This window comes from Bradyrhizobium sp. CCBAU 53338 (assembly GCF_015291665.1).
In the GTDB taxonomy this organism is placed as follows: Bacteria; Pseudomonadota; Alphaproteobacteria; order Rhizobiales; family Xanthobacteraceae; genus Bradyrhizobium.
Genome location: NZ_CP030048.1, coordinates 1,694,683 through 1,715,256, shown reverse-complemented (window position 1 = coordinate 1,715,256; position 20,574 = coordinate 1,694,683). Strand labels below are relative to the sequence as shown.

Here is a 20,574-nt window from a genome sequence, read left to right as displayed (position 1 = left end):
GGATCGTGAGAGTGCCCGCTTGGTATCTATGAAGCGCCTCGATGGAGGAAGCCCAAAACGCTCCGAGCCTCGATCGCGCGGATCAGATCCTCGAGATCGAGTGACAATGCTCGATCGCTTGCTGCGGCTTCGGTCCGCAACTCCATCGGTGCAGATGGATCGACGCCAAAACTTGCGCGACACTCCGGACCGTCGAGGCAGCGTCCGCCCTTGGGATCCGCCGGCTATGGGCGTCGCGCACCTCTTCGCCGGCGGTCCTTTCGGGCACGCCCGTTTCGAGACGCGCGGCAGACAAAGCCGCGCGTTGCCGGAAGTTCCTGCGATGTCCGCGAGTGATTTCGAAGCAGATGTTGGCGCCTGGCGCTGCCGGGGCCAGCAAGCGCGCGGTTGCGGCGCCCGGATCGCGCCGCGGGTCTAGTGGGTCGGAGCCAGGTTCAGCTCTTTGATCCGCCCAGCGGCGTCGAACTCAAAGAGCGCGCTGACCACGCCGGAACTCGTGACGTACGAGAGAATGGTTCCGTCGTGGTAGGGATTGAGATCGTCCAACGTGCCTGCCGGATACTTGCGGAGGCGATCGATCCAATCGGCGCGAAGTGCCTCGCGGCCGGTGATGGTCTTGACCGAGCCGAAGCCGCAGCGAACCACGGCGTCATCGGCATACATATCCAAAATCGATTCAATATCCCCAGCGCGGTAGGCATCCAGCCAGTCAACCGCCACGGCCATTGGGTCAAAGGTCATATTCCACACCTGTATACCGTCGAGACGCGCGATTTAGGTAGGGTTAACCCTGCTAAGTCTCTTTCTACCAACGATTAATTGTATTTTAATGCCCCCACCCGGCCCCGGCCATATGCCGAAGGACATAGATCGCCGGGCCGAGGCACAGTCCATGTTAGACGTGACTGCGAAGCAGTGGATATTTCAGCGCATCCGGCTCGTGATCGTAGACCGACAACCGATCGTTCTGCAGGGACTGAAGTCGGTATTGGGGGCGCAGCAGGAATTCGACGTGGTCGCATCGTCCAGCGACGGGACGAGCTGCCTCGAAGCCATCCGGAATCTGACACCCGACGTCGCGCTCGTTGCGGACACCCTGCCGGATCTGACGGTATCCGAGATCCTGGCGATCGTGAAAGCCGAGAACCTTCCCACGCGCCTGGTGTTCTTTACCGAATCCGACACCGACCACGAACTGGCCGCAGCCATTGCTGCCGGCGCCTGCAGCGCAATCTCGAAGTACGACTCCCCCGAGACGATGCTGCGATCGCTGAGGCTGATGGCGAAGCGCGGCGTGTCGCTGGAGCGGTCCGATCTCTCGCCGGCCGGCAAGGACGCTGACGTCGGCAAAATTGAAAAGCTGCTAGGGCAATTGACGCAACGGGAACGTCAAATTGTCCGACTGGTGTCGGAAGGCATGTCGAACAAGGAGATCGCGCGCCAGATCAACGTGTCCCAGGGGACGGTCAAGGTCCACCTTCACAATATTTTCCAGAAGCTCGAGATCACCAACAGGACCGTGCTCGCGACCATCGCGTTGTTGCAACGCACCTCCGTCTTCGGCACCCTCGCGCTGGCCTTCCTGGCGTTCGCCATCGAGGACGAACTCAAGGCGTCGGAAGCGGTCAAGGCGTCGGGAGCGAACGACAGGCTTTCGAATGACGGCAGCATCGGCCACGCGAGCCAGCATACGGAGTATGAGCCCTGGAAGAAGGCCATTCTCCGGCACCGCATCGCCTGGGAATCCAGCGAGACGCCTCCGCCTACCCTTCGAGACTTTCTCGCCAAGATGGGCCAAGTCACGACCGCGGCGACGGCGATGGAAGCGCTGCGCGCGGCCGAGCAGGTTGGAGGCCCCAAACCGTGGAATGACCACGGTCCCGTAGGATCGAGCACGCCCAGTCTTCCTGCGCTTTTGCCGAGAGGTGCCAGCGACGCGCAGCTTGGTGACCTGCCCCCGGACCATCAACTCCCACCCCCTCCCTCCAATCCGATGTCGTTTCAAGGAGGGTATGGCACCTTCGCCGCTCTCACCGGCGCGTTGATCTACGCGCTGAACGACCCGCATCTTGCCGCACAGGCGCACGAGGCGGGCAAAGGGTCCATCGACGGTTTCCTGGGTCCGGCTGGAGAAAATGCGACGACAAAACTGGCCGCGATCACCGACGCGGGCTCTCATCATGTCGACGACCCGGCCCCGGCTTTCCCTGAGTCCCACCAGCCTTCCGCTGGTGTGACCACCGGGCACGAAAGCGCCGCTGGAGAACCTCGGGGCCAAACCGGCGATGGCGCCGTGGGGGACAACCTCCAACCCGTTGGCTCAACGGACCTTGGTCACGATGCCGGCGCTGAAGCATATGGCCGCGATCAAATGATCGAGGGCCACGTTGGTGAAAACGCCGTTCAGCCTCCCCCGAGCGATTCCAGTTCGACCTCGTCCGCCTCCGCCTTCGATTTCGCATCCGGATCGAGCAGGATCAGTCTCGAGGCTTTCGGAGCGCTCGCCTGGCTGCATATGACGGCAGCAAGCAAGTCGATACCGCCACACACCCTTGCCTGGATCTACGACGCCGCAAGCAACGAAACGATCGTCTATGTAAATTCGACCGATCATAGCCTCGATATCGGCGATCGCGGCCTGGTGGAAGTCCATCTGCAGGGGATCGTTTCCGTTGCGGAGTCGGATTTCGTCGCTCAGCCGGAAGCCGCTTCCATCGCGGTCACACTGGAGCAGCTCGAACAAGCGTTGCCATCGGCGATCGCAACCGAAGAGACTGCGCTGAGCACCGACAATGTCCAGGGCACCGCCGGATCGAGCGACGGCGCATTCGGGACTTCAGGCGCCTGGAGCATTCTGGCCGACGACGGTTCAAGGTTCCTGTTCCGGCAGATCGGAGACGGCTCAGGGAACTCGGCGAGGTCAGTCAGTTTCACCGGCGATCCGGCGGATGCAACGGAGGAGAGCGATGGCCCGCCTGCCGCGTCTGCTCCCCCATCATCAGTCGTGCATGCTCATCGGGTGACGGTTGCGGCAAATGAAAATCCCGCATCGAAGAGTGAGCCGACCAATGCGAACACGAGTGTCTCGTCGACGGCCCAGAGCGAGATCGTCCAAACGAGCGTGGTGACGGCCACAGGGGCGACTGAAGCCGACTCCGCACCGGGCAGCAGCGGCGAGCATCGCGCCGCGGCTTCAGAAGAACACGACAACGAGCACGGCAATTCCGGACACTCAAACTCTGCCAACGCAACCGACAGTGTCGAGCAGGACGTCGCAACGTCCGACAGCGCGAGCCACGGCAACTCGCAGCAGGCACACGAGAAGGAGCACGGCAACTCCGACCACTCGGCCTCCGCAAGCGTCGCGGACGCAGCCGTCAGTACCGCCGATGCCGCAACAGCCGACAACGCGAGCCACGGCAACTCGCAGCAGGCACACGACAAGGAGCACGGCAATTCCGACCACTCGGCCTCCGCAAGCGTCGCGGACGCAGCCGTCAGTGCCGAGCCCGACGCCGCAACGGCCGACAGCGCGAGCCACGGCAACTCGCAGCAGGCACACGAAAAGGAGCATGGCAACTCCGACCACTCAGCCTCCGTAAACGCTACGGACGCGGCCGACAGCGCCGAACCCGATGCCGCAACGGCCGACAGCGCGAGCCACGGCAACTCGCAGAACGCTTCGGCGCAAGGCTCAGCCCAGGCGGCAGAAGCACACGACAAGGAACACGGCAATTCCGATCACTCAGGCTCCGCAAACGCGACGGACGCGGCCGACAGTGTCGAACCGGGCGTCGTAACGGCCGACAGTGCGAGCCACGGCAACTCGCAGAACGCTTCGGAGCAAGGCTCAGCCCAGGCGGCAGAAGCACACGACAAGGAACAAGGCAACTCCGATCACCCAGCCTCCGCAAACGCGTCGAAAGCAGCCGACGGTGTCGGGCAGGACGTCGCAACGACCGACGGCGCGGGCCCCGGCAACTCACAGCACGCGTCGGAGCCGGGACCTGCAAAGGCGGCGGCCACGGCGTCGGCTGAAGCCGACCCCGCACCGGGCAATAGCGGCGGCAATGGCAACGGGCATCACGATCCGGCTGCGGACATCGCGGATGCGTCAGCGGCCGTGACGACGACAGACCCGACCGAACACGGCAACTCGGGCCACGATGCAGAGTCAGCCTCTGCAAGCTCACCAGATGCAATTCAGAGCGTCGATCCGGACGTCGCAACGGCCGACAGCGCCGGCCCCGGCAATTCACAGCACGCGTCGGAGCCGGGGCCTGCAAAGGCGGCCACGGCGTCGGCTGAAGCCGACCCCACGCCGGGCAATAGCGGCGGCAATGGCAACGGGCATCACGATCCGGCTGCGGACGTCGCGGGTGCGTCAGCGGCCGTGACGACGACAGACCCGACCGAACACGGCAACTCGGGCCACGATGCAGAGGTAGCCTCTGCAAGCACACCAGATGCAACTCAGAGCGTCGATCCGGACGTCGCAACGGCCGACAGCGCGGGCCCCGGCAACTCACAGCACGCGTCGGAGCCAGGGCCTGCAAAGGCGGCGGCCACGGCGTCGGCTGAAGCCGACCCCACGCCGGGCAATAGCGGCGGCAATGGCAACGGGCATCACGATCCGGCTGCGGACATCGCGGATGCGTCAGCGGCAGTGACGACGACAGACCCGACCGAACACGGCAACTCCGGTCACGATGCACAGTCGGCTCCTGCAAGCCCGCCTGATACAGCCGAGATCGTCGTACCGAGCGACGCAACCGGCGCGGTCGACGCCGCACAGCCGGCTCAAGCTGCGTCCGCGGCCAGCGGAGCAGATCCGGAACTGGTGTTCCGCTTCGATAATTTGGCGACGGCACCCGCCGCCGCGGTCGTTGAACCTCAACAGCTCGACAACCTGCTCGATTCGCACGTTCCGCCCGGCCAGCAAAAGGACCTCGATATGATCGTCCAGGCGACCGCCATTGCGCCGGACGAGCATGCCGCGAGCCACGGCAATGGCGGTTCGCATCATGCGGTCGTACCTGCTTCCCATGACTACCTGCTTTGACGTGTTGCATTCTCATCGACTGAATATGCTCGAGCCATGAACCAGGACCGGGACAAGCGGATATTGGAAGAGCGTCTCGAGCGCTGCCGCCAGCTCGCCAAGGAGTTCCCGACCGGGCCGACGGCGGCGCATATCCGCGAAATAGAGGCCGCGCTTCTCGACGACCTTCGCGCTCTCGCGAGCGACGAGCCGCAATCCTGAGGACGAAATCCGGCGCGTGTTCGCCATGGCCGAGATCGACGCGGCCCGTTCCGCGCGAGCTTGGAGGCGATCGTCGATATCGGCCTGGAGCCGCCGAAACAGGGTCCGCTCACGTCCGTCGTGTCACCAGCAGCAGGAACGCGGCGCCGAACGCAAGCCGGAAGAGATAGTCGACGACATGGCGGCAGCTCACAGCTTCATGAGCGCCGCAACCAGCCGTTCGGGATGGAACGGCTTTTCGAGGAGGACACTGTTGGGCACGCCCTCCGACCTCCACAATGCCGCGCCGGCGCCGCCGGTGATGTACACGACCGGAAGGTCCGGATCCTTCTCCCGCATTCTTCGGGCGAGATCCCAGCCGTTGAGCGTGCCGCCGAGATAGACATCGGTCACGAGCGCCTTGTGATATTTTCCCCGCGCCACGAACACCGTCATCGCCTCCTCGCCGGACGAGAGGATGTCGGAGGCGAAGCCTGCCTCCGCCAGCGCACTTTCGAGCACGCCCTGAAGCGGATATTCGTCCTCCACGATCAGGATCGACGGCGGTTCCGACATGCTTGCCTTTGGCCGGCCGGCGATCCGACGCGACGTGAATGTTCCGGTGCGCGCGGAGTGCAACACGCGTTTTTGGCTTTCTCGCGATGGCGCGCATGAAACCTGTCGGTTCCGCCGGCAACGGGCGACGGCTCACGGCTCCAGCGTGTAGGAGCGCCCGGGTTCGAGGACGTAGATGGTCAGAAAGCGGAGCGGGCGATCCGGGTCGCAATTGCGAAAGTGCGTGTGCGGGAGATCAGCCCGATCCTGCAACGTCTCGCCCGCGCGATATTGCCGCGGCTCGTCGCTGCCATAGGCCGACTCGGCAACGCCTTCGACGATGTAGATCGCGCCCGCGACGGGATGCCGATGCAACGGAGCGACACCGCCGGGCGGATAGGTGACCTCGACGACCATGAGCTCCTGGTTGCCGGGCAATGGAAGACGTTCGAGAATCTTGCGCGTGACACCGGCAAAGCCGGATTGCCGAGCACCTTCGGGACGGTCGGAACGTTCAACCATGGAGCACCTTTCATCGAACCAGCACTTGTCGACTTGTAACCCTCACCGGGGCACGCCGCCATGTTCGAACCGGCGTGCAAGGTGAATCCGACTCTGATTTGAATGGCTTTCCCGCCATCGGCTGTCTATGGTCTGATCATGTCGCGCTTCCTGTGTCTGTTTGTTGCTGTCACTTTGTCGCTGCTGCCGGTCACCGCACCTGCGGCGTCCATTCACAAAAAGCACGGGCAAGCCTGGCGCGGCTACGGCTTCCTGCCGGGCTATCGCCAGCCGCTGAGCAACAGCCAGCCGATCTTCATGCAGAAGAACGGCTTCCGGCGCTACGCGCGCGAAAACCAGCGTCCCTGGTATATCGACCCGGTGCCGAGCTATTACCGCTACTACGACGGCGAGTGGCGCTATTTCGGCCGGCCCGGCTTCGGCGGATCCCGCTACAACGGCGGCAGCTTCGGTCCGTGCTGGACGCGGACGCCGATCGGCGCGATCTGGAATTGCGGATGATGGTGCTGAGCAACCGGCGACATAGGTAACAGATCAAACCGACGACATGGGTAACACAATTCTCGTTTCGTTCAGGTCTGTTGTTGTTGGGGCTGTGGACCCTGGGGGCAACGCGCAGCGTTGTCCCCAAGTCCACGGCCTTTGCGTTTAGGGCGTCGCAGTTCGTCTGCATGGTGAGCGATGGTGCCGAGCGTGATCGGGCCGTAGCTGACTATCCAGCCATCTTCAGCTTCAGCCAGGCCGACCGGCTCACCCGCCAGAGCTGCGGTGATGTAGATGAACTTGCCGTCGAGTTTGATCTCTCCGTTGTGCCGAACCCGGCGCACCTCCCGATCTCCATACTCCGGCGAGCGCAGGATGCCGTCGAAGCGTCGCGGTGAAGCTCGATAGCGCTCGGCCGGCGTCGCATCGTCGAGTGACTGGTGCGGACGTTCTTCGTTGTAGAGCCGCTGGAAGCTGCGTAGTCGCTTCAGTTGTTCGCGCATGCTGTGCGCCGGCGGATTGGCCACATCCTGCAACAGAGTGAGATGCATGCGCTCGTGACGGCCGTTCTGCTGCGGCTTGCCCGGGGCAATGCGTTCCGGCGTCACGCCGGCCTTGATCAGTTTCACCGACAGTTGCGACAGCCCGCCCGCGCCGGTCGACGCAAAGGGAGAGCCGTTGTCCGACCGCAGGTAACGGGGCAGCCCGAACTCGCGGAAGGCCGCATCCAGCACCGGCCAGACATGGTCGGTATCCGTCCGGGAGAGGGCCTGGCAGCGCAACAGGTAGCGGCTATGAGCGTCGGTCAACGTCAGCGGTTCACACCGCTTGCCGTCGCCGGTCAGGAACCAACCCTTGAAGTCGATGCACCAGACGTCGTTGGCGGCCTCGCAACCGGCAAACGGCGCACTCGATGGCGGGCTACGCCGGCGCAGCTTGCGCTTCACCGTCAACCCCTCGCGGTCGAACAGCTCCCCGATCGTGCTCGTCGCCGGCCAAGCCGTTTTGGGCGCGGCGCGCTTCAAATAGGCCCGAACCTTCCTCGGCCCCCAGGTCGGATGTGCCCGACGCACCTCGAGGCAGCGCTCCGCGACCTTCGGGACAATTGCTTGCGGATGATGCGCCGGCGCTCGCGAACGGTCGAGCAGACCGGCAACCCCTTCCTCTTCGAAGCGCGCCAGCCACTTGTATCCAATCCGGCGGCTTACATCGAACCGCCGGCAGATCGCGGCAAACGACTCCTCGCCCTTCTCAACCGCCACCATAAAGCGCATCCGCTCTTCCACGGCACAGGTCTCCTTCCAACCCATCGGCAGGGTCCTCCCTGCCGACAGTTGACCTGTTACCCATGTCGCCGGTCTATTCTGTTACCCATGTAGCCGGTTAGGACCGTGCTTCCACCTCTCCCCGACGGGGAGAAGTGGCCGCAATACGTAGCTGGCAACCGCACTCATCGAAGCATGCGCCGACCGCCGGCTATTCGGGGCAATACGTTCCGAACACGCGGTCCCACATGCTGGTGACCACGCCGAAATTGCACGGCCGCTGGCCGTAGTGATGGCGCGCATGACGGCGCTTCAGCCGCCAGAGATAGCCGCCGCGCTTCACCGGAAGATGGTGGATGATGTGGTGAAGCGCACCGAAATAGATGTAGCCCAGCATCAGTCCCGCCGTGACGGTGCAGGCGCTGCCGAATCCGACCAGCAGCCATACCGGCAGCAACGATCCCAGACAGATCGAGCCCAGGCTCAGCCAGAGCGGCGAGCCGACCAGCGCGCGCGGATCGGAATGGTGCATGTCGTGCAGGGCGGCGAGATAGGCCGGACCATGCAGGGCGAAACGGTGAATGACGTATTCGGCGAGGCTCCAGAGCAATAGCCCGCAGGCAAATCCGATCGCCGCCTCGTCCCAGCGCAGCGGCTCTTTCAACTGCAACGCGACCACGACCAGCGCGGCACTTGCGAGGGGGTAGAACACGAAATCGGCAAAGTACAAGAATGTTTTCAGTCGCATGGATTTGCGCATGGGCTGGTCTTGCTGGAACGCTCCATGGCCGCCCGTGCCTCGACAATCTCCGGCAACTCCTTCGCGCTGGTGAATGTCCCGATCACCGGACCGAGCACGCTCCGCGCCTGCGCATCCGTTCCGCTCGCCTGGTAGAGTCTCGCCAGCGAGAGCGCGGCGCGCAGCTCGTATGTCGCAGTCTGCTGTGCCCGCGCGGTCGCGATGGCCCGGGTGAACGCCGCTTCCGCGGCGACGATATCGATCGGGTCCTTGCGCAGCAGCAGCTCGCCGCGCCAGCGCTGGATCTCCGGCGTGAACCACTCCTGCCCCGTCCGCTCCACCTCGGCGAGCTGCTCGTCGAGGATCGCGAGCGCCTCGTCGAACTGCCCTTCGCCGGCCTTGGCTTCGGCCAGCAGCGTCCAGGTCAAGGGCACGTAGAGCCCGGTTGCCATCTTGCCGACCAGCGGCAGCGCGATGGAATCCTCCATCTCCTTGAGTCCCGCGGCCGGCTCGCCGAGACGGCAGCGGATCCAGCCGTTCCAGAATTTTCCGGCCCGCGTGTAGAGCAGAAGTCCGTGCTCGCGGCTGAGCTCGATCACGGCATCGACATGGGGCCGCGCGCCTTCAGGATTGCCGCGCACCGCGTCGAGCACGATCTTGTGGAAATGCGCGTAGACCATCGTCGCGATATGGCCACTGTCGGTGGCACGGCGGATCGCCTCCTGCGCCAATTGCTCGGCGCGATCGACTTCGCCGAGCGGCCACAGCACCAGCGCGAGGTAGATGGCGGCCGCGATGCCGTAGTCGTGGCCATAGAGGAACGCGAGATTGCGGTCGTGCTCGTCGCGGTAGATCGCGAGCGCCTGCTCGAGATGCCGCCTGGCATCGACGAAATTGCCCTCGAACCAGCGCGTCATGCCGCAAACACGGTGCGCGATCCCCGCCTCCGGCGCATCGGGCCGGTCGGCGGTATCGTCGAGGAACGCCTGCGCCAGCTCCTGCATCGATCCGAGCTCGCTGCGCACGAGGCTTCCGACCCACAGGCCGTAAGTCGCGGCGAACCGTTCGGGGGCGCCCTTGAGCCCGGAGGCGAGCTCGCGCGCGCGTGCGAACGCGACCGAGGTCTCCGGCGCGCCATAGCCGCGCGTTGCGATCAGCGCGTTGCCATAGGCGATCTGCAATTGCAGCCGCCGGCTCTGCCCTGCGGGGCTTTCGCTCAGGCCCTCCGCAAGGCCGATGGCCTTGGTCAGATGCGCGATCGCCTCGGGATAGGCCGAGCTGCGCAGGGACCGGTCGCCGGCCTTGCCCCACCACTCAACGGCGTCCTCGACGAGACCGGCCTGCGTCAGATGATGCGCGGCAATCTCAGGTGAAGCTGCGGCGATGTCCTTGAATTTCTCCTGGAGCACGACCGCGATGCGCTCGTGCAAGCGCCGCCGGCTGCTCCTGAGCAGGCTCTCATAGGCGGTGTCCTGCACCAGCGCGTGCTTGAAAGCATAGACGCCTTCAGGCGCGGACCTGTTGCGGAAAATCAACTCGGCGCCTTCGAGCTGGGCGAGCCGGGCATCGAGCTCGGCGTCGTCCCTGTCGGCGATCTCGCGCAGCAGCCCGTCGGAGAATTCGCGGCCGATGACGGCACAGATCTGCGCGATCTCCTTCGCCGGCCCGAGCCGGTCGAGCCGTGCCATCAGCGAATCCTGGAGTGTGGTCGGGATCGACAGGCGCGGCAGGCTGCCGGCGATCCGGTAGCGGCCGCCCGCTCCCTTTTCGAGGACGCCCATCTCGAGCACGGTGCGCGTCAGCTCCTCGACGAACAACGGGATGCCATCGGTCCGCGCCGCGATCTGACTGACCAGCTCGGACGGGACCGCGCGACTTCCGATCACTTCGGCAATCAAGCGCTGGACGTCGGTTTCCTTGAGCCGTCCGAGCTCCAGGGTCGTCAAATTCGCCGGGCCCATCCATGGCAGCTTGAATTCGTTGCGGAACGTCAGGACCAGCAGCAGACGAAGCTGGTCGGCGAGCCTGACCGCAAGCCCGAGCAGCTCGAGCGATGTCGCGTCCGCCCAATGCAGGTCCTCGACGATGCAGATCACCGGTGCCTCGGCGCACAGGCGCTGCAGGCGCTGGATCAGCGCGGCCAGCGTGTTGCGCCGCAGTTGCTGCGGCGTCCAGTCGAGCGGCGGATAGCGTCCGCCGGTGGCGATCGACAGCAGATCCGCAAACAGCGGCACCAGCGTCGGCGTCTTCAGGTCGCTGCGCCCGAGCAGCGCTTCGAGCTTGCGCAGCCGCTGCGCGTTGCCGTCGCCGGCGCTGATCTTCGCGGCGCGCTGGAGCTGCGTGATGACGGGATAGAGCGCGCTGGCGCGATGATGCGGCGAGCACTGATAGCGCAGGCGGATGTGCGGCTCCGCGCCGATCCGCTCATCGAGGAAATGCTCCGCAAGTCGCGACTTGCCGATGCCGGGCTCGCCCGAGATCAGCACGACCTGCCCCTGGCCGCGCCAGGCCCGCTGCCTGCACTCGGCGAGGCGCTCGAGCTCGTGCTCGCGGCCGACGAATCCGGCGAGGCCCGCGCAGCGATAGGCTTCAAAGCGGCTCGCGAGCGGCGATGGACGATCCACCGCCCAGACTTCGACCGGATCGCTGAATCCCTTGATCGCGCGCGTGCCGAGCTCGCGGAGCTGAAACAGATTGCCGACCAGCCGGCGCGTCGAGGCCGCGATGATGACCGAGCCGGGATCGGCGAACGCCTGCATCCGCGCCGCGAGGTTGGGCGTCTCGCCGATCACCTCGAGCCGGCTCGAGGCGCCCTTTGCAATGAGATCGCCGACGACCACGAGCCCGGTCGCGATGCCGATCCGCACCTCCAGCCGCAAGCCCGGCTGCACGTCGATGGCCTGGACCGCCGCAGTGATCTCGAGCCCGGCACGAACGGCGCGCTCGGCATCGTCCTCGTGCGCGGACGGATAGCCGAAATATGAAAGGATGCCGTCGCCCACCAGACGCGAGACGATGCCGTCGTAACTCGCGATGACGGCAGTCGCCGCCTCGCGATAGGCCTGCAGGATCTCGCGCATCTCCTCGGGATCGAATTGCTGCGACAGAGCCGTCGAGCCGACGAGATCGCAGAACATGATCGTGAGCTGCCGCCGCTCGGCGCCCGCGTCCACTTTGGGTGCGACGAGACGCGCCTTCGGAACGTCCAGCTCTGCAATCGAACGCAACAGCCTGCGCCGGTGCCCGAGCACGACGCCCATGGTCGCGAGATCGCGATCCGTAATCTCGGAAAGAATATCGAAATCAATGCCGTGGTCAGAAAAGGACTTCTGGTATTGAGGGAGGCCGACCTTCTCCAACCAGGCAGCAACCTGCCCAGTCATCCACGCGGGTCCAGCATTATCTGTACTAAACCTAAAGTATATGCCCCCTCGAAATGAAGTCAATCGTGGCAGGCAAGCGTCGCCATTGTTGACGCATCGAAGGCACTGGCCCATGCTTTCCGGTGGAAGCGTTCCCCATTTTCGCGTGAGAGTATTCATCCGTGAAGCAGGATCCGTATCCGACAGCGGCGAACCCGATACATCAGGCCGTCGTAAAGCTGTTTTATTCGCGCGCCGCGCGCCACCTTTTCACCAACGCCTGGTACTCCCTGCTGAGCAGTCTCGACCAGGACGCCGCGATCCGATTTCTCAATTACGGCTATGCCTCGCTGAACGGCGAGCAGGTCGCGCTGCAAGCCGTCGACGAGCCCGATCGCTATGCGATCCAGCTCTACCACCACACGGTGTCGGGAGCTGCGATCGAGGGCAAGGATGTGCTGGAGGTCGGATGCGGTCGCGGCGGCGGCGCATCCTACATTGCGCGCTATCTCCATCCGCGCAGTTACACCGGGCTCGACATCTGCAAGCCGGCGATCCGCTTCAACAAGGCGCGCTATGCCGATCAGGATAATTTGGCATTCCAGGTCGGCAATGCGCTCAGCCTGCCGTTCGCGGACGAGAGGTTCGACGTCGTGGTCAACGTCGAGAGCGCCCAGCATTATGGCGACATGGGACGCTTTCTGGACGAGGTCCACCGCGTGCTCAGGCCGGGCGGCGTGTTCCTGATGGCCTGTTTCGAGGACCGGTCGAAAGACGTGTATCCGCGCGAGTCGCTGGCCAAGTCGCGCCTGCGCCTCACCTGCGAGGACGACATCACCGCCAACGTGGCACGCGCGCTGGAGCTCGACGGCGCGCGGCGAACGGCACTGGCGGACGAGATCGTGCCGCGGGTGCTGCTCGGCGTATCGCACGAATTCGCGGGAATTCCCGGCACGCAGCTGCATGCATCCTTTGCCGACGGCACGTGTCCCTATTACTGCTTCACCTGTCGCAAGGACTGACTGCAGGGACTGCAGCGGGCTCACAGCGTCTTGAGATATTCGATCAACGCCCTCCGGTCGTCCTCGTTCAAATCCGTTCCATAGGCGTGTCCGGCGTTCGAATTGCCGAGCAAGGTGGTGTCGAATTTGAACGCGGTGGGGCTCTCGCTCGCCATCGCATATCCGACGTTGACCGGATCGAACTCCCAATTGCCGACAAAGAATGTCTTGGGCCGCTGCTCCGGCGGCAGCAGGAGATCATGGAGCGACGGAACGGAGCCGTTGTGCAGATAGGGCGCCATCGCCCAGACGCCGTTAAGGGGCCTTGCGCGATACTGGAGCAGTCCCCGGTACTCGTTTGGACGCCCGCAATTGATCGCAGCCGCAGCTGCCGCATTGTCGTTGGATTTGGCGATCCATTGCTCCGCGACGTTACCCGTGACGATCCTGGCGGCGTCATAGTTGGCGATATCGTCCGGCCCTCTGATCTTCGACAACGTGACCCTGCGGTTCGCGAACGTCTTCGCCTGCTCGGGATCGGTGCCGATCTGCGTGAGGTCGAACACCGGGATCTGGATCTCGTCGCAGGCCCCCGGGGCCGCGGCCGGCGGCGCAACTGCATGGCAATTGGCGCATGTCTTCGCATACAGCGCCTGACCGAGCGCGGCGAGCTTGAGATCGGGTGCCCCGAGGATCGCATCGGGCCAGCGCGGCGAACGCAAATCCATCAGCGCCCGCTGTCCCCAGACCACATTCTCCATCTCGACCGCATGGGTCACGTTGAGCGTGAGCATCGTGGGGTCATGCTTGATGGGCGCCTGGACGCCGAGCGCCTCGATCAGGTTACGCGTCAGCGGCTGGCGAATGGACGCGTTGTACAACACCCAGCTGAAGCGCGGCGTATCCCACAGCACCGGATATCTCACCGGCGCGGTCAGCGGCGCATAATTCCTGGGCTCGTTCAGGGGGCCGGCAAGAAGCTGGTTCAGGCCTGCCCCATGCGCGTCCAATCTCCCCGCCCCGCCGATCGTATCCGGGGTCCCGGGCGAGGTCGGAAACGAAGGAAGCTGAGCGAAGCATCCCAATCCCGCGGTCACGACGGGAACCGGAAGCTTCACGCGCGCCATGAACCGCGCGGCGACCTGCGGATCCCCGAGCTTGGCAAGCGCGGCGGAAAGCTGGCCAGTCAGGCCGCCGATATCGATATGGGACGGTCCGCCCTCGATGCGGATCTGCTGGCCGCGATAATTGACTTGCCCGGTGTGACAACCCGCACAGCCCAATCCGAGCCAGCTGCCCCTCCAGCACGCGTGCTTGCCATCGGGGAAATCGACCTGCGTCTTGTAGAGCCCGACGGGAAGTCCATCGGGATTGCTGGTCGGGTTTGCAGGCTCGGCGAGGAAGCCGAGCCGCTGCAAATTCTCCGGCGCGCTGATCAGTTCGGTTTGCCCGGGCTGCTGGCCCGGCTGCTCGAGCGCGAGAAACCATTCATAGGGGAAGATCGCTGTTCCCTGAGAGATGAAATGCCAGCGATCGGCCGTGTCGGCCGTCCAGCCCTGCCGCAGATGCACGGGGTTGTCCGACGGAGGCTTGTCTTCGGCCGCAGCAAAAATGATGACGCCAAACAGGGCCGCGAAGGAAATCAATATTACGCGCACATCAAATTTCATAATCAGCTCCAATCGTTGTGAAGCTCTCAATCATGACGGCATCAATGCCGTCGCTACCTGGCAATCAGCAATCGTGCGCTACCGATGCGCCACGTGCAGCACCGGAGGCCTTCCAGAAAATGTCATGTAGAAAACGACGCTCGGAGCGCCTGCGCGCTTGCGCCAGATCGCCAACAAGGAAGCCACGCCGCCCATAGCGACCGCTCCGAACCCCATTGCCCGCGACCGCCTTTCGGCGACCGCAAGCGGAGGCTACATCATGTCTGAAATAAGCGCAAAGGTAGAGGTGGGGCATTGGGACGCGCTGCCGGTCGGCGCGACGAAACCGGCGGCGTCAGAAGTCCTACGGCTTCAGTCTCTTTACCGGAAATACCCAACCACGAGATCGGTATCCGCGCTGCCCGGCACCGTGCCGTTCAGCTCGGCATCGATGACGCGGCGGCAGGCTTCGATCGCGGCGTGGTCGCCGAGGTCGTTGGCTGCTTCCAGCACGAGCCATGCGGCGTCGACCGTGGCCTTCTCGGGAGCCGCACCGCCGATCTCGGCGGTGACGTTCCTGGCGAGGCTCTTGTTCTTGCGGACTGCGGTACCGAATTGAGGCAACATTGCAAATACTCCCTCGATGTCCCGTTCAGTGAACCTGGAGTTCGGGCTGACGACCCGTCGCGGGATCGGCGCCGACGCTGTTCTTGCGCGACTGGTAGAATTTCAGAATGCTGCGCGATGTCTCGATCTTGAGTCGGCCGAAATCGCGCTCGTTGTCATGGAGCTCACGCGCCGTGATCAGATGATCCTTGGCGCCGAGGAACAACAGCGACATCGTCGTGTCCCAGGTGAAATCGAGCGCCTTGCACAGCACCAGGATCATCTCGCGGTTGCGGTCCATCAGCGCCCGCTCGATCACGTCGACCGGGAGCGACGACAGCAGCGACAGGCCGATCTGCACCTCGTCGAAGCGGTGCTGGCGCGCATAGTTCGAGATCGAGACCTGGTTGAGGTTGCCCTGCCGGTACTGCGTCGTCACCACGCGCTTGGCGACGAAATAGCTGCGCGAGGACGGGCCGAACTTGGACTGCAGATCGCCGGTGACCTCGGTCACCGAGCTCTGGATCTGCGACATCATCTCGGGACGCTCGGTCTCGAGCCGGCGGCGGACGTCTTCCGACGCCTTGGAGATGAGTTGCTGGAAGATGTGGCGCGGCACGTCCTTGCGCAAGCCAAGCTGCTCGGCGAGGATCGAGTCGCCCTCGGCGCGCCGCACCATGTGCAGCAGGCCCGAGCCCGAGAAGCGCGCACCTTCGTTCCTGGCGACCGAGGTCACGACCTCCTGGTTGCCACGCTTGACGAGCACATCGGTCACGGCTTCGCCGATCGCCTCGCGCTGCGAGATCGCGAGCAGATGCGCCTGGCCCTTGGTCATGGCGCTTTCGACCAGCACCTTCTCGTCGATGCGATTGGAGTCGCGCAGCACGGGGCCTGCGACCTCGATCTCGTCGTCCAGCGCGAGCTTCTCGATGACGTTGAGCGGAGCATGATCACAGCCGGCCATCAATTCGGAGAGTTGCGCCCGCGCGGCGACTTCGATCTCGTCGGCAAGCCGGCCGATGACCTCGCCGAACGTGCTGATGTCGTCGTCGACGTAGCGCCCGGTGATCAGAAGATCCGTCGCATGCCACAACGCCTTCGCCCGGCTCTCGTCGGTGCCGCGCGCGATTGCGTCGTCCAGGTCCTGTAGAAGCGTCTTCGCCCCGTCCATCTCGATCACCCCAGTTCTTGGAAGTTCTTCGGCGCCGTCCTGCTCTTGCGGGCAGGACTCCGAATTCCTCTGGGACCAACGCTAGAGATCAAACGCGAGAATCCAGTAAAACCGTCACGTCAGTTTTGCCGACAAGAATTCATTCAAATGCGAGCGAATGTGGTAACCGGCGCGCAAGACCTGCGTTTGACGCGCGGATGCATCCCCAGTCGTCGTGGCCGGCCTTGTTCCGGTCATCCACGCCTCGCAGCACGGCACCCAAGAACGTGGATGCCCGGGACAAGCCCGGGCATGACGGAAATGGTCTACGGATTCTGCGGCGTCAGCACCATTGGCGGCTTCGGCCGGGGCTTTGGGGGCGGCGGGACCGCAGCGGGACGCACCTCGATCGGCGGCGGTAAGGGTGCGACCTGCTGGCGTGCCAGCGGCACGCTTGGCCCGGCGGGCGCCGCAAGTGGCGGCTTCGGCATTGGTGCGACCTTGGGTTCAACCTTCGCCTTCGGTGGCGCGCGGCGGGGATCGCGGCCGGGCATCGGCACGTCGGTCAACGGCGGCTCAGCTGCGGGCTCGGGCGAGACCAGCGTTGGCAGCGCGGCCGTCGCCGGCGGCGGCTCGCCGCGCTCGATCGCATCCAGCCGGCGCGTCTCGCGATCGATCGTGCGCACCGCAAGCCAGGACGACAGCGGCGTGAGATCGACGGTGCGGCTGAGCTTGTCGGGGGGACCCGCCGCAAACAGCTGGATCTCCGGCGGGGCGCCGGAAAGGCCGTTCATGATCGGCGTCAGGCTGGCGCGGATATCGGCCTGGTCGGCGGGAATGTCGTAGCCACCGGAGACGATGGCGCGGGCGTTCTTCGCCTCGAGCGGGGTTGCGCCGACGCGCAGGCGGCCGTCGCGGATCGTGAACGGAATCTGTGCGGAGGCGACCGCAATCGGAGCCGACAATGCCGGCTCGACGAGCTGACGCAATCGGTTATCGTCGCTCACCTGCCCGCCGTCGCTGGCGCGGATGGCGATCTCGAACGCGCGCGGGTTGAGGCCGCCGATCTCCGCCGAATCCAGCGTCACCGTGCCGTTGCCGGCGAGCGCTCCCGTCAGTGCCGAGACGCTGCGGCCCTGGCTCGTCAGCGTCATCTGCACCGAGGCGCGCCCCTTGGGCAGCGCCAGATCGCGATAGCGCAGCGAGGCCGCATCGACATTGGTGAGATCGAGATGCGCGTTCAACGCCAGGCCGTTCGGGCCGTTGCGCGCATCGAGACTTGCCGTCATCTCGCCACCACCGAGGCTGCCCTTGAGCGCGTCGAGCGCGAGCGACTGGCCGTCGCTCCTCAGCATGCCGCTGAAGGGGCGGATCTCGATTCCGCCGGGCAGGCTGCCGCGCAAGGCCTGGAACGCGACGCGGCCGCGCCAGCCGCTGACGAGCCCGGCACTCAGCGGCTCGCCGCTGTCACGCCCGGCCGCGCCGACGGCAAGCGCGAGCGCCGGCGCCAGATCGAGCGTGTCGAGCCCGACTTCGCCATCGACGCTCTTCTCCGCGTCGAGCGTCATGGCGAGGTGGCCGCGCAGATGCGAGCCGGATGCCGTGCTGTCGAGGTCGTCGAAGCTCAGGCGATTGCCGGAGAGATTGACGCGTGACGACAGGCTCACGTTCCGCGCCGATTTGTCGGCCGGGCCGGTCCCGAACAGCGGCGCCAGATCGGCGTTGCGCACGCGCAGATTCACGCTGCCCTTCGGCTCCGGCGCCGACAATTCGATGCTTCCTTTCGCATCCGCATCGAGCCCGCCGCCGCTGACCTTGACGTTCAGTTGCAGCGGCCTGCGCCACGAGCCGCTCAGCCTGCCCTCGATCTGCGAGGCACCTTCGCCCGCAGCGACGATGCGATCGAGGCCGAGCAGCGCCGTCAGAACGGCGGCCTGCGGCGCCGAGACTTTCGACTCCAGCGTGAAGTCGCTGTTGCGCAATTTCTCGACGTCGATGCCGTTGACCGCCGCCACGGGCGTCTGCGCGGCGAGGGTCGCGGTGGCCTTGAGCTGCGGCGCATCGAGGTCGAACACGGCGCGGGCATCGCTGCGATCGGCATGTTCGGCATTCTTGTCGAGGCTGAGGTCGAGCTTCAGGTGCGTCGCGCCCGACAATGCCGGGATGGCATCGAGTCGGGCACGCACCGCAGGGGCGATCGGCTCGAGCAGCGCGGTGAGATCGCGCAGCGAATTCGCGGAGGATTTCAGGGCCAATCTGCCGGTGGCTTTGGTGCGGTCAAAGCTGCCGCTTGCCTCCGTGGTCACGCCGTTGGCCTGGCCGAACCGCAATTGCTCCAGCGACAGCGAGGTCGGACCGTAGCCGAGCTTCGCCGCGAACGGGCGCAGTTCCTGGCCGGCCGATATCGCCCGGCCGATGTCGAGCGAGAGTTTTGCGTCCTCCGGCCATTCGCCCTGGGGACCTGCGAGCGCGCGAACAAAGCTCGCGGCGGCGTCGAGGTCGAGACGATCCGCCTTCAGGTCGGCATCGATCCGCGAGCCTTTGCTGGCGCCTGTTTGCACGAAGGCAATGCGGCCCTCGACGGTGCCGCCTTCGATGTCGGCTTTCAGCCTGTCGATGGCGAGATGGTTCGCCTCGATCGTCACCTCGCCGGCAAGGCGCAGCGGCCGCGTGCTACGCCTGACAACTTCGTTGCGCCCCTGCAGCCAGGCCACCAGCGTATCGGGATCGGACGATTCGACGCTGAGGCGGCCGCTAAAGCTGTCGGCGCCGGGCGTGGCGCCGTTGAGCGAGAGCTGCGTCATGCCGGGTGCGCGCAGATCGAGCCGCCGGAACGTCCAGGAGCGGCCATCGGTCTGAAGCTCGGTCGTGATGTTCTGGAGCGGACGGCCGCCCAGCATGATCTGGTCGGAGTTGAACTCGATCTGCGCCGGGATCGGCGCCTGCGGGATTGCGGCAAGGCCTGCGCGCAGGGCCGGCAGGATGCGCAACGGTTCGGCATCGTCGCGGCCGGCAAGCTTGTCGGCATCGACCTGCCGCGCCGACAGCACCGCGCGGAGCAGCGGCGAGGCGCCGAACCTGAGGTCGCCGACGCCGCCGACTTTCAACGCGGAGTCCTCGGGGCCAAAGCTCGCGTCGATCTGGTCGAACTTGGCGCCGGCCGGATCGGCCTTGAGTTTCGCGGCGACCTTCCACGGCGTTGGCCCCGCCTCGCCCGGCTTCTTCGTCGGCGGCACGGCCAGCGTCAGCGCGCCGTCGAATTTCGGCTGGCGGTTGTCAAAGGCGAGGACACCTTCCAGATCGGCGAGGACGGCGCGCTCGCCGGGATCGATGTTGAGGTGCACGCGGGTGGCGCTGCCGTCTGGGCTGGGGCCGGAGGAGACGCGGAACGGATAGCGCACCCCGTTGGCGGTGAAGTTGCCGTCGCCCCGCACCGAGCCTGCGAGCGAGCGGACATCGCCGGAGAAGACGATGTCGTTGAGCTCGAGCGTCGAGCGGCTGGCGGCGTCGTGAAGCGCGATACGGCCGCTCAGGTTGAGCCGCTCGATGGCGAGGGACGCGAGATTGAAGGTGCCGCTCGCGGTGGACGGCAGGTCGACCTTGCCCTTGGCGTCGAGACCGAGATCCACCGCCATGCCGCCGACCGAGAGCTCCGTGGCGCGCCACTCGCCCCGCATCAGCGAGCTCAGGCTGAACTCGACATCGAGCTTGTCGGCGCGCAACCGGCCGAGATCATTGTTGCCGCCGAAGGTCACCGAGCGCAGCCGCAGCGTCGGCGCCGGCAGGAGCCGCGCATCGAGCTCACCCGCCACGCGCACGGGCACGCCGATGATCCGGGTCGCTTCCGCCTCGAACTGGGGCCTGAACTGGTTCCAGTCGATGAAATAAGGCCCGATCAGCGCGGCCAGCAGCGCTAAGATGAAGGCAATCGCCAATCCGAGCAGCGTCGTCTGCACGGGTCTCCCCTCGGCCAATCCGGCACCCGGGTCAAACCCAAGCT

At 65.3% G+C, this 20,574-nt stretch carries 14 protein-coding genes; 4 read left to right on the top strand and 10 right to left on the bottom strand.

Annotation, left to right across the window (positions count from 1 at the left end; all coding sequences use genetic code 11):
* Positions 1-414: 414 nt before the first annotated feature.
* A complete protein-coding gene (locus XH90_RS08165; RefSeq protein WP_194480238.1) occupies positions 415-741 on the bottom strand; it encodes a nuclear transport factor 2 family protein in 327 nt (108 codons plus the stop codon).
* 151 nt (positions 742-892) lie between these two features.
* Between XH90_RS08165 and XH90_RS08160 the strand changes: the two genes are divergently transcribed.
* Complete coding sequence (locus XH90_RS08160) at positions 893-5,062, top strand: LuxR C-terminal-related transcriptional regulator (protein ID WP_194480236.1); 4,170 nt, start codon at positions 893-895, stop codon at positions 5,060-5,062.
* A 36-nt stretch (positions 5,063-5,098) separates the two neighbouring features.
* Positions 5,099-5,263 carry a hypothetical protein gene (locus XH90_RS08155; RefSeq protein WP_194480235.1) on the top strand — a complete coding sequence of 55 codons (165 nt, stop codon included), beginning with the start codon at positions 5,099-5,101 and terminating at the stop codon, positions 5,261-5,263.
* 189 nt (positions 5,264-5,452) lie between these two features.
* Here the strand turns inward: XH90_RS08155 and XH90_RS08150 are convergent, their stop codons facing one another.
* A complete protein-coding gene (locus XH90_RS08150) occupies positions 5,453-5,818 on the bottom strand; it encodes a response regulator (RefSeq protein ID WP_194480233.1) in 366 nt (121 codons plus the stop codon).
* Positions 5,819-5,950: 132 nt separating this feature from the next.
* Positions 5,951-6,319 carry a cupin domain-containing protein gene (locus tag XH90_RS08145; protein ID WP_194480231.1) on the bottom strand — a complete coding sequence of 123 codons (369 nt, stop codon included), beginning with the start codon at positions 6,317-6,319 and terminating at the stop codon, positions 5,951-5,953.
* A gap of 138 nt (positions 6,320-6,457) precedes the next feature.
* On the opposite strand from XH90_RS08145, the gene XH90_RS08140 reads away from it, so the two are divergent.
* Positions 6,458-6,820, top strand: coding sequence for a hypothetical protein (locus XH90_RS08140; RefSeq protein ID WP_194480229.1), 363 nt, complete (start codon positions 6,458-6,460; stop codon positions 6,818-6,820).
* A 71-nt stretch (positions 6,821-6,891) separates the two neighbouring features.
* On the opposite strand, the gene XH90_RS08135 is transcribed toward XH90_RS08140, so the two are convergent.
* From XH90_RS08135 to XH90_RS08125, 3 genes are all read right to left on the bottom strand, one after another.
* Positions 6,892-8,112: an integrase core domain-containing protein gene (locus tag XH90_RS08135; RefSeq protein ID WP_371748261.1), complete on the bottom strand. Its 1,221-nt coding sequence runs from the start codon at positions 8,110-8,112 to the stop codon at positions 6,892-6,894.
* A 166-nt stretch (positions 8,113-8,278) separates the two neighbouring features.
* The gene (locus XH90_RS08130) at positions 8,279-8,815 is read right to left on the bottom strand and encodes a sterol desaturase family protein (protein WP_194480226.1); all 537 of its coding nucleotides are present in this window, start codon (positions 8,813-8,815) and stop codon (positions 8,279-8,281) included.
* Complete coding sequence (locus XH90_RS08125; RefSeq protein ID WP_194480222.1) at positions 8,806-12,189, bottom strand: AAA family ATPase; 3,384 nt, start codon at positions 12,187-12,189, stop codon at positions 8,806-8,808. Before XH90_RS08125 ends, XH90_RS08130 begins: the two co-directional genes overlap by 10 nt.
* Before the next feature lie 161 nt (positions 12,190-12,350).
* On the opposite strand from XH90_RS08125, the gene XH90_RS08120 reads away from it, so the two are divergent.
* Positions 12,351-13,190 carry a class I SAM-dependent methyltransferase gene (locus XH90_RS08120; protein WP_194480221.1) on the top strand — a complete coding sequence of 280 codons (840 nt, stop codon included), beginning with the start codon at positions 12,351-12,353 and terminating at the stop codon, positions 13,188-13,190.
* A gap of 20 nt (positions 13,191-13,210) precedes the next feature.
* Here XH90_RS08120 and XH90_RS08115 read toward each other — a convergent pair whose 3' ends face one another.
* The 4 genes from XH90_RS08115 to XH90_RS08100 form a co-directional block, all read right to left on the bottom strand.
* The gene (locus XH90_RS08115; protein ID WP_194480219.1) at positions 13,211-14,839 is read right to left on the bottom strand and encodes a di-heme-cytochrome C peroxidase; all 1,629 of its coding nucleotides are present in this window, start codon (positions 14,837-14,839) and stop codon (positions 13,211-13,213) included.
* Between the two features lie 360 nt (positions 14,840-15,199).
* Entirely contained in the window at positions 15,200-15,445 is a 246-nt protein-coding gene (locus XH90_RS08110; protein ID WP_194480218.1) for a hypothetical protein, read from the bottom strand.
* 25 nt (positions 15,446-15,470) lie between these two features.
* Complete coding sequence (locus XH90_RS08105; RefSeq protein ID WP_194480216.1) at positions 15,471-16,595, bottom strand: DUF2336 domain-containing protein; 1,125 nt, start codon at positions 16,593-16,595, stop codon at positions 15,471-15,473.
* 305 nt (positions 16,596-16,900) lie between these two features.
* Positions 16,901-20,530 (bottom strand): AsmA family protein, encoded by a 3,630-nt coding sequence (locus XH90_RS08100; protein ID WP_194480215.1) that lies wholly within the window; start codon positions 20,528-20,530, stop codon positions 16,901-16,903.
* Between the last annotated feature and the right edge of the window lie 44 nt (positions 20,531-20,574).

Bases quoted from the DNA above. Each gene is read 5' to 3' on its own strand.
- XH90_RS08135 (WP_371748261.1), bottom strand. From the start codon at position 8,112: ATGGGTTGGAAGGAGACCTGTGCCGTGGAAGAGCGGATGCGCTTTATG.
- XH90_RS08115 (WP_194480219.1), bottom strand. From the start codon at position 14,839: ATGAAATTTGATGTGCGCGTAATATTGATTTCCTTCGCGGCCCTGTTT.
- XH90_RS08165 (WP_194480238.1), bottom strand. From the start codon at position 741: ATGACCTTTGACCCAATGGCCGTGGCGGTTGACTGGCTGGATGCCTAC.
- XH90_RS08140 (WP_194480229.1), top strand. From the start codon at position 6,458: ATGTCGCGCTTCCTGTGTCTGTTTGTTGCTGTCACTTTGTCGCTGCTG.
- XH90_RS08105 (WP_194480216.1), bottom strand. From the start codon at position 16,595: ATGGACGGGGCGAAGACGCTTCTACAGGACCTGGACGACGCAATCGCG.
- XH90_RS08130 (WP_194480226.1), bottom strand. From the start codon at position 8,815: ATGCGACTGAAAACATTCTTGTACTTTGCCGATTTCGTGTTCTACCCC.
- XH90_RS08125 (WP_194480222.1), bottom strand. From the start codon at position 12,189: ATGACTGGGCAGGTTGCTGCCTGGTTGGAGAAGGTCGGCCTCCCTCAA.
- XH90_RS08110 (WP_194480218.1), bottom strand. From the start codon at position 15,445: ATGTTGCCTCAATTCGGTACCGCAGTCCGCAAGAACAAGAGCCTCGCC.
- XH90_RS08155 (WP_194480235.1), top strand. From the start codon at position 5,099: ATGAACCAGGACCGGGACAAGCGGATATTGGAAGAGCGTCTCGAGCGC.
- XH90_RS08160 (WP_194480236.1), top strand. From the start codon at position 893: ATGTTAGACGTGACTGCGAAGCAGTGGATATTTCAGCGCATCCGGCTC.
- XH90_RS08145 (WP_194480231.1), bottom strand. From the start codon at position 6,319: ATGGTTGAACGTTCCGACCGTCCCGAAGGTGCTCGGCAATCCGGCTTT.
- XH90_RS08150 (WP_194480233.1), bottom strand. From the start codon at position 5,818: ATGTCGGAACCGCCGTCGATCCTGATCGTGGAGGACGAATATCCGCTT.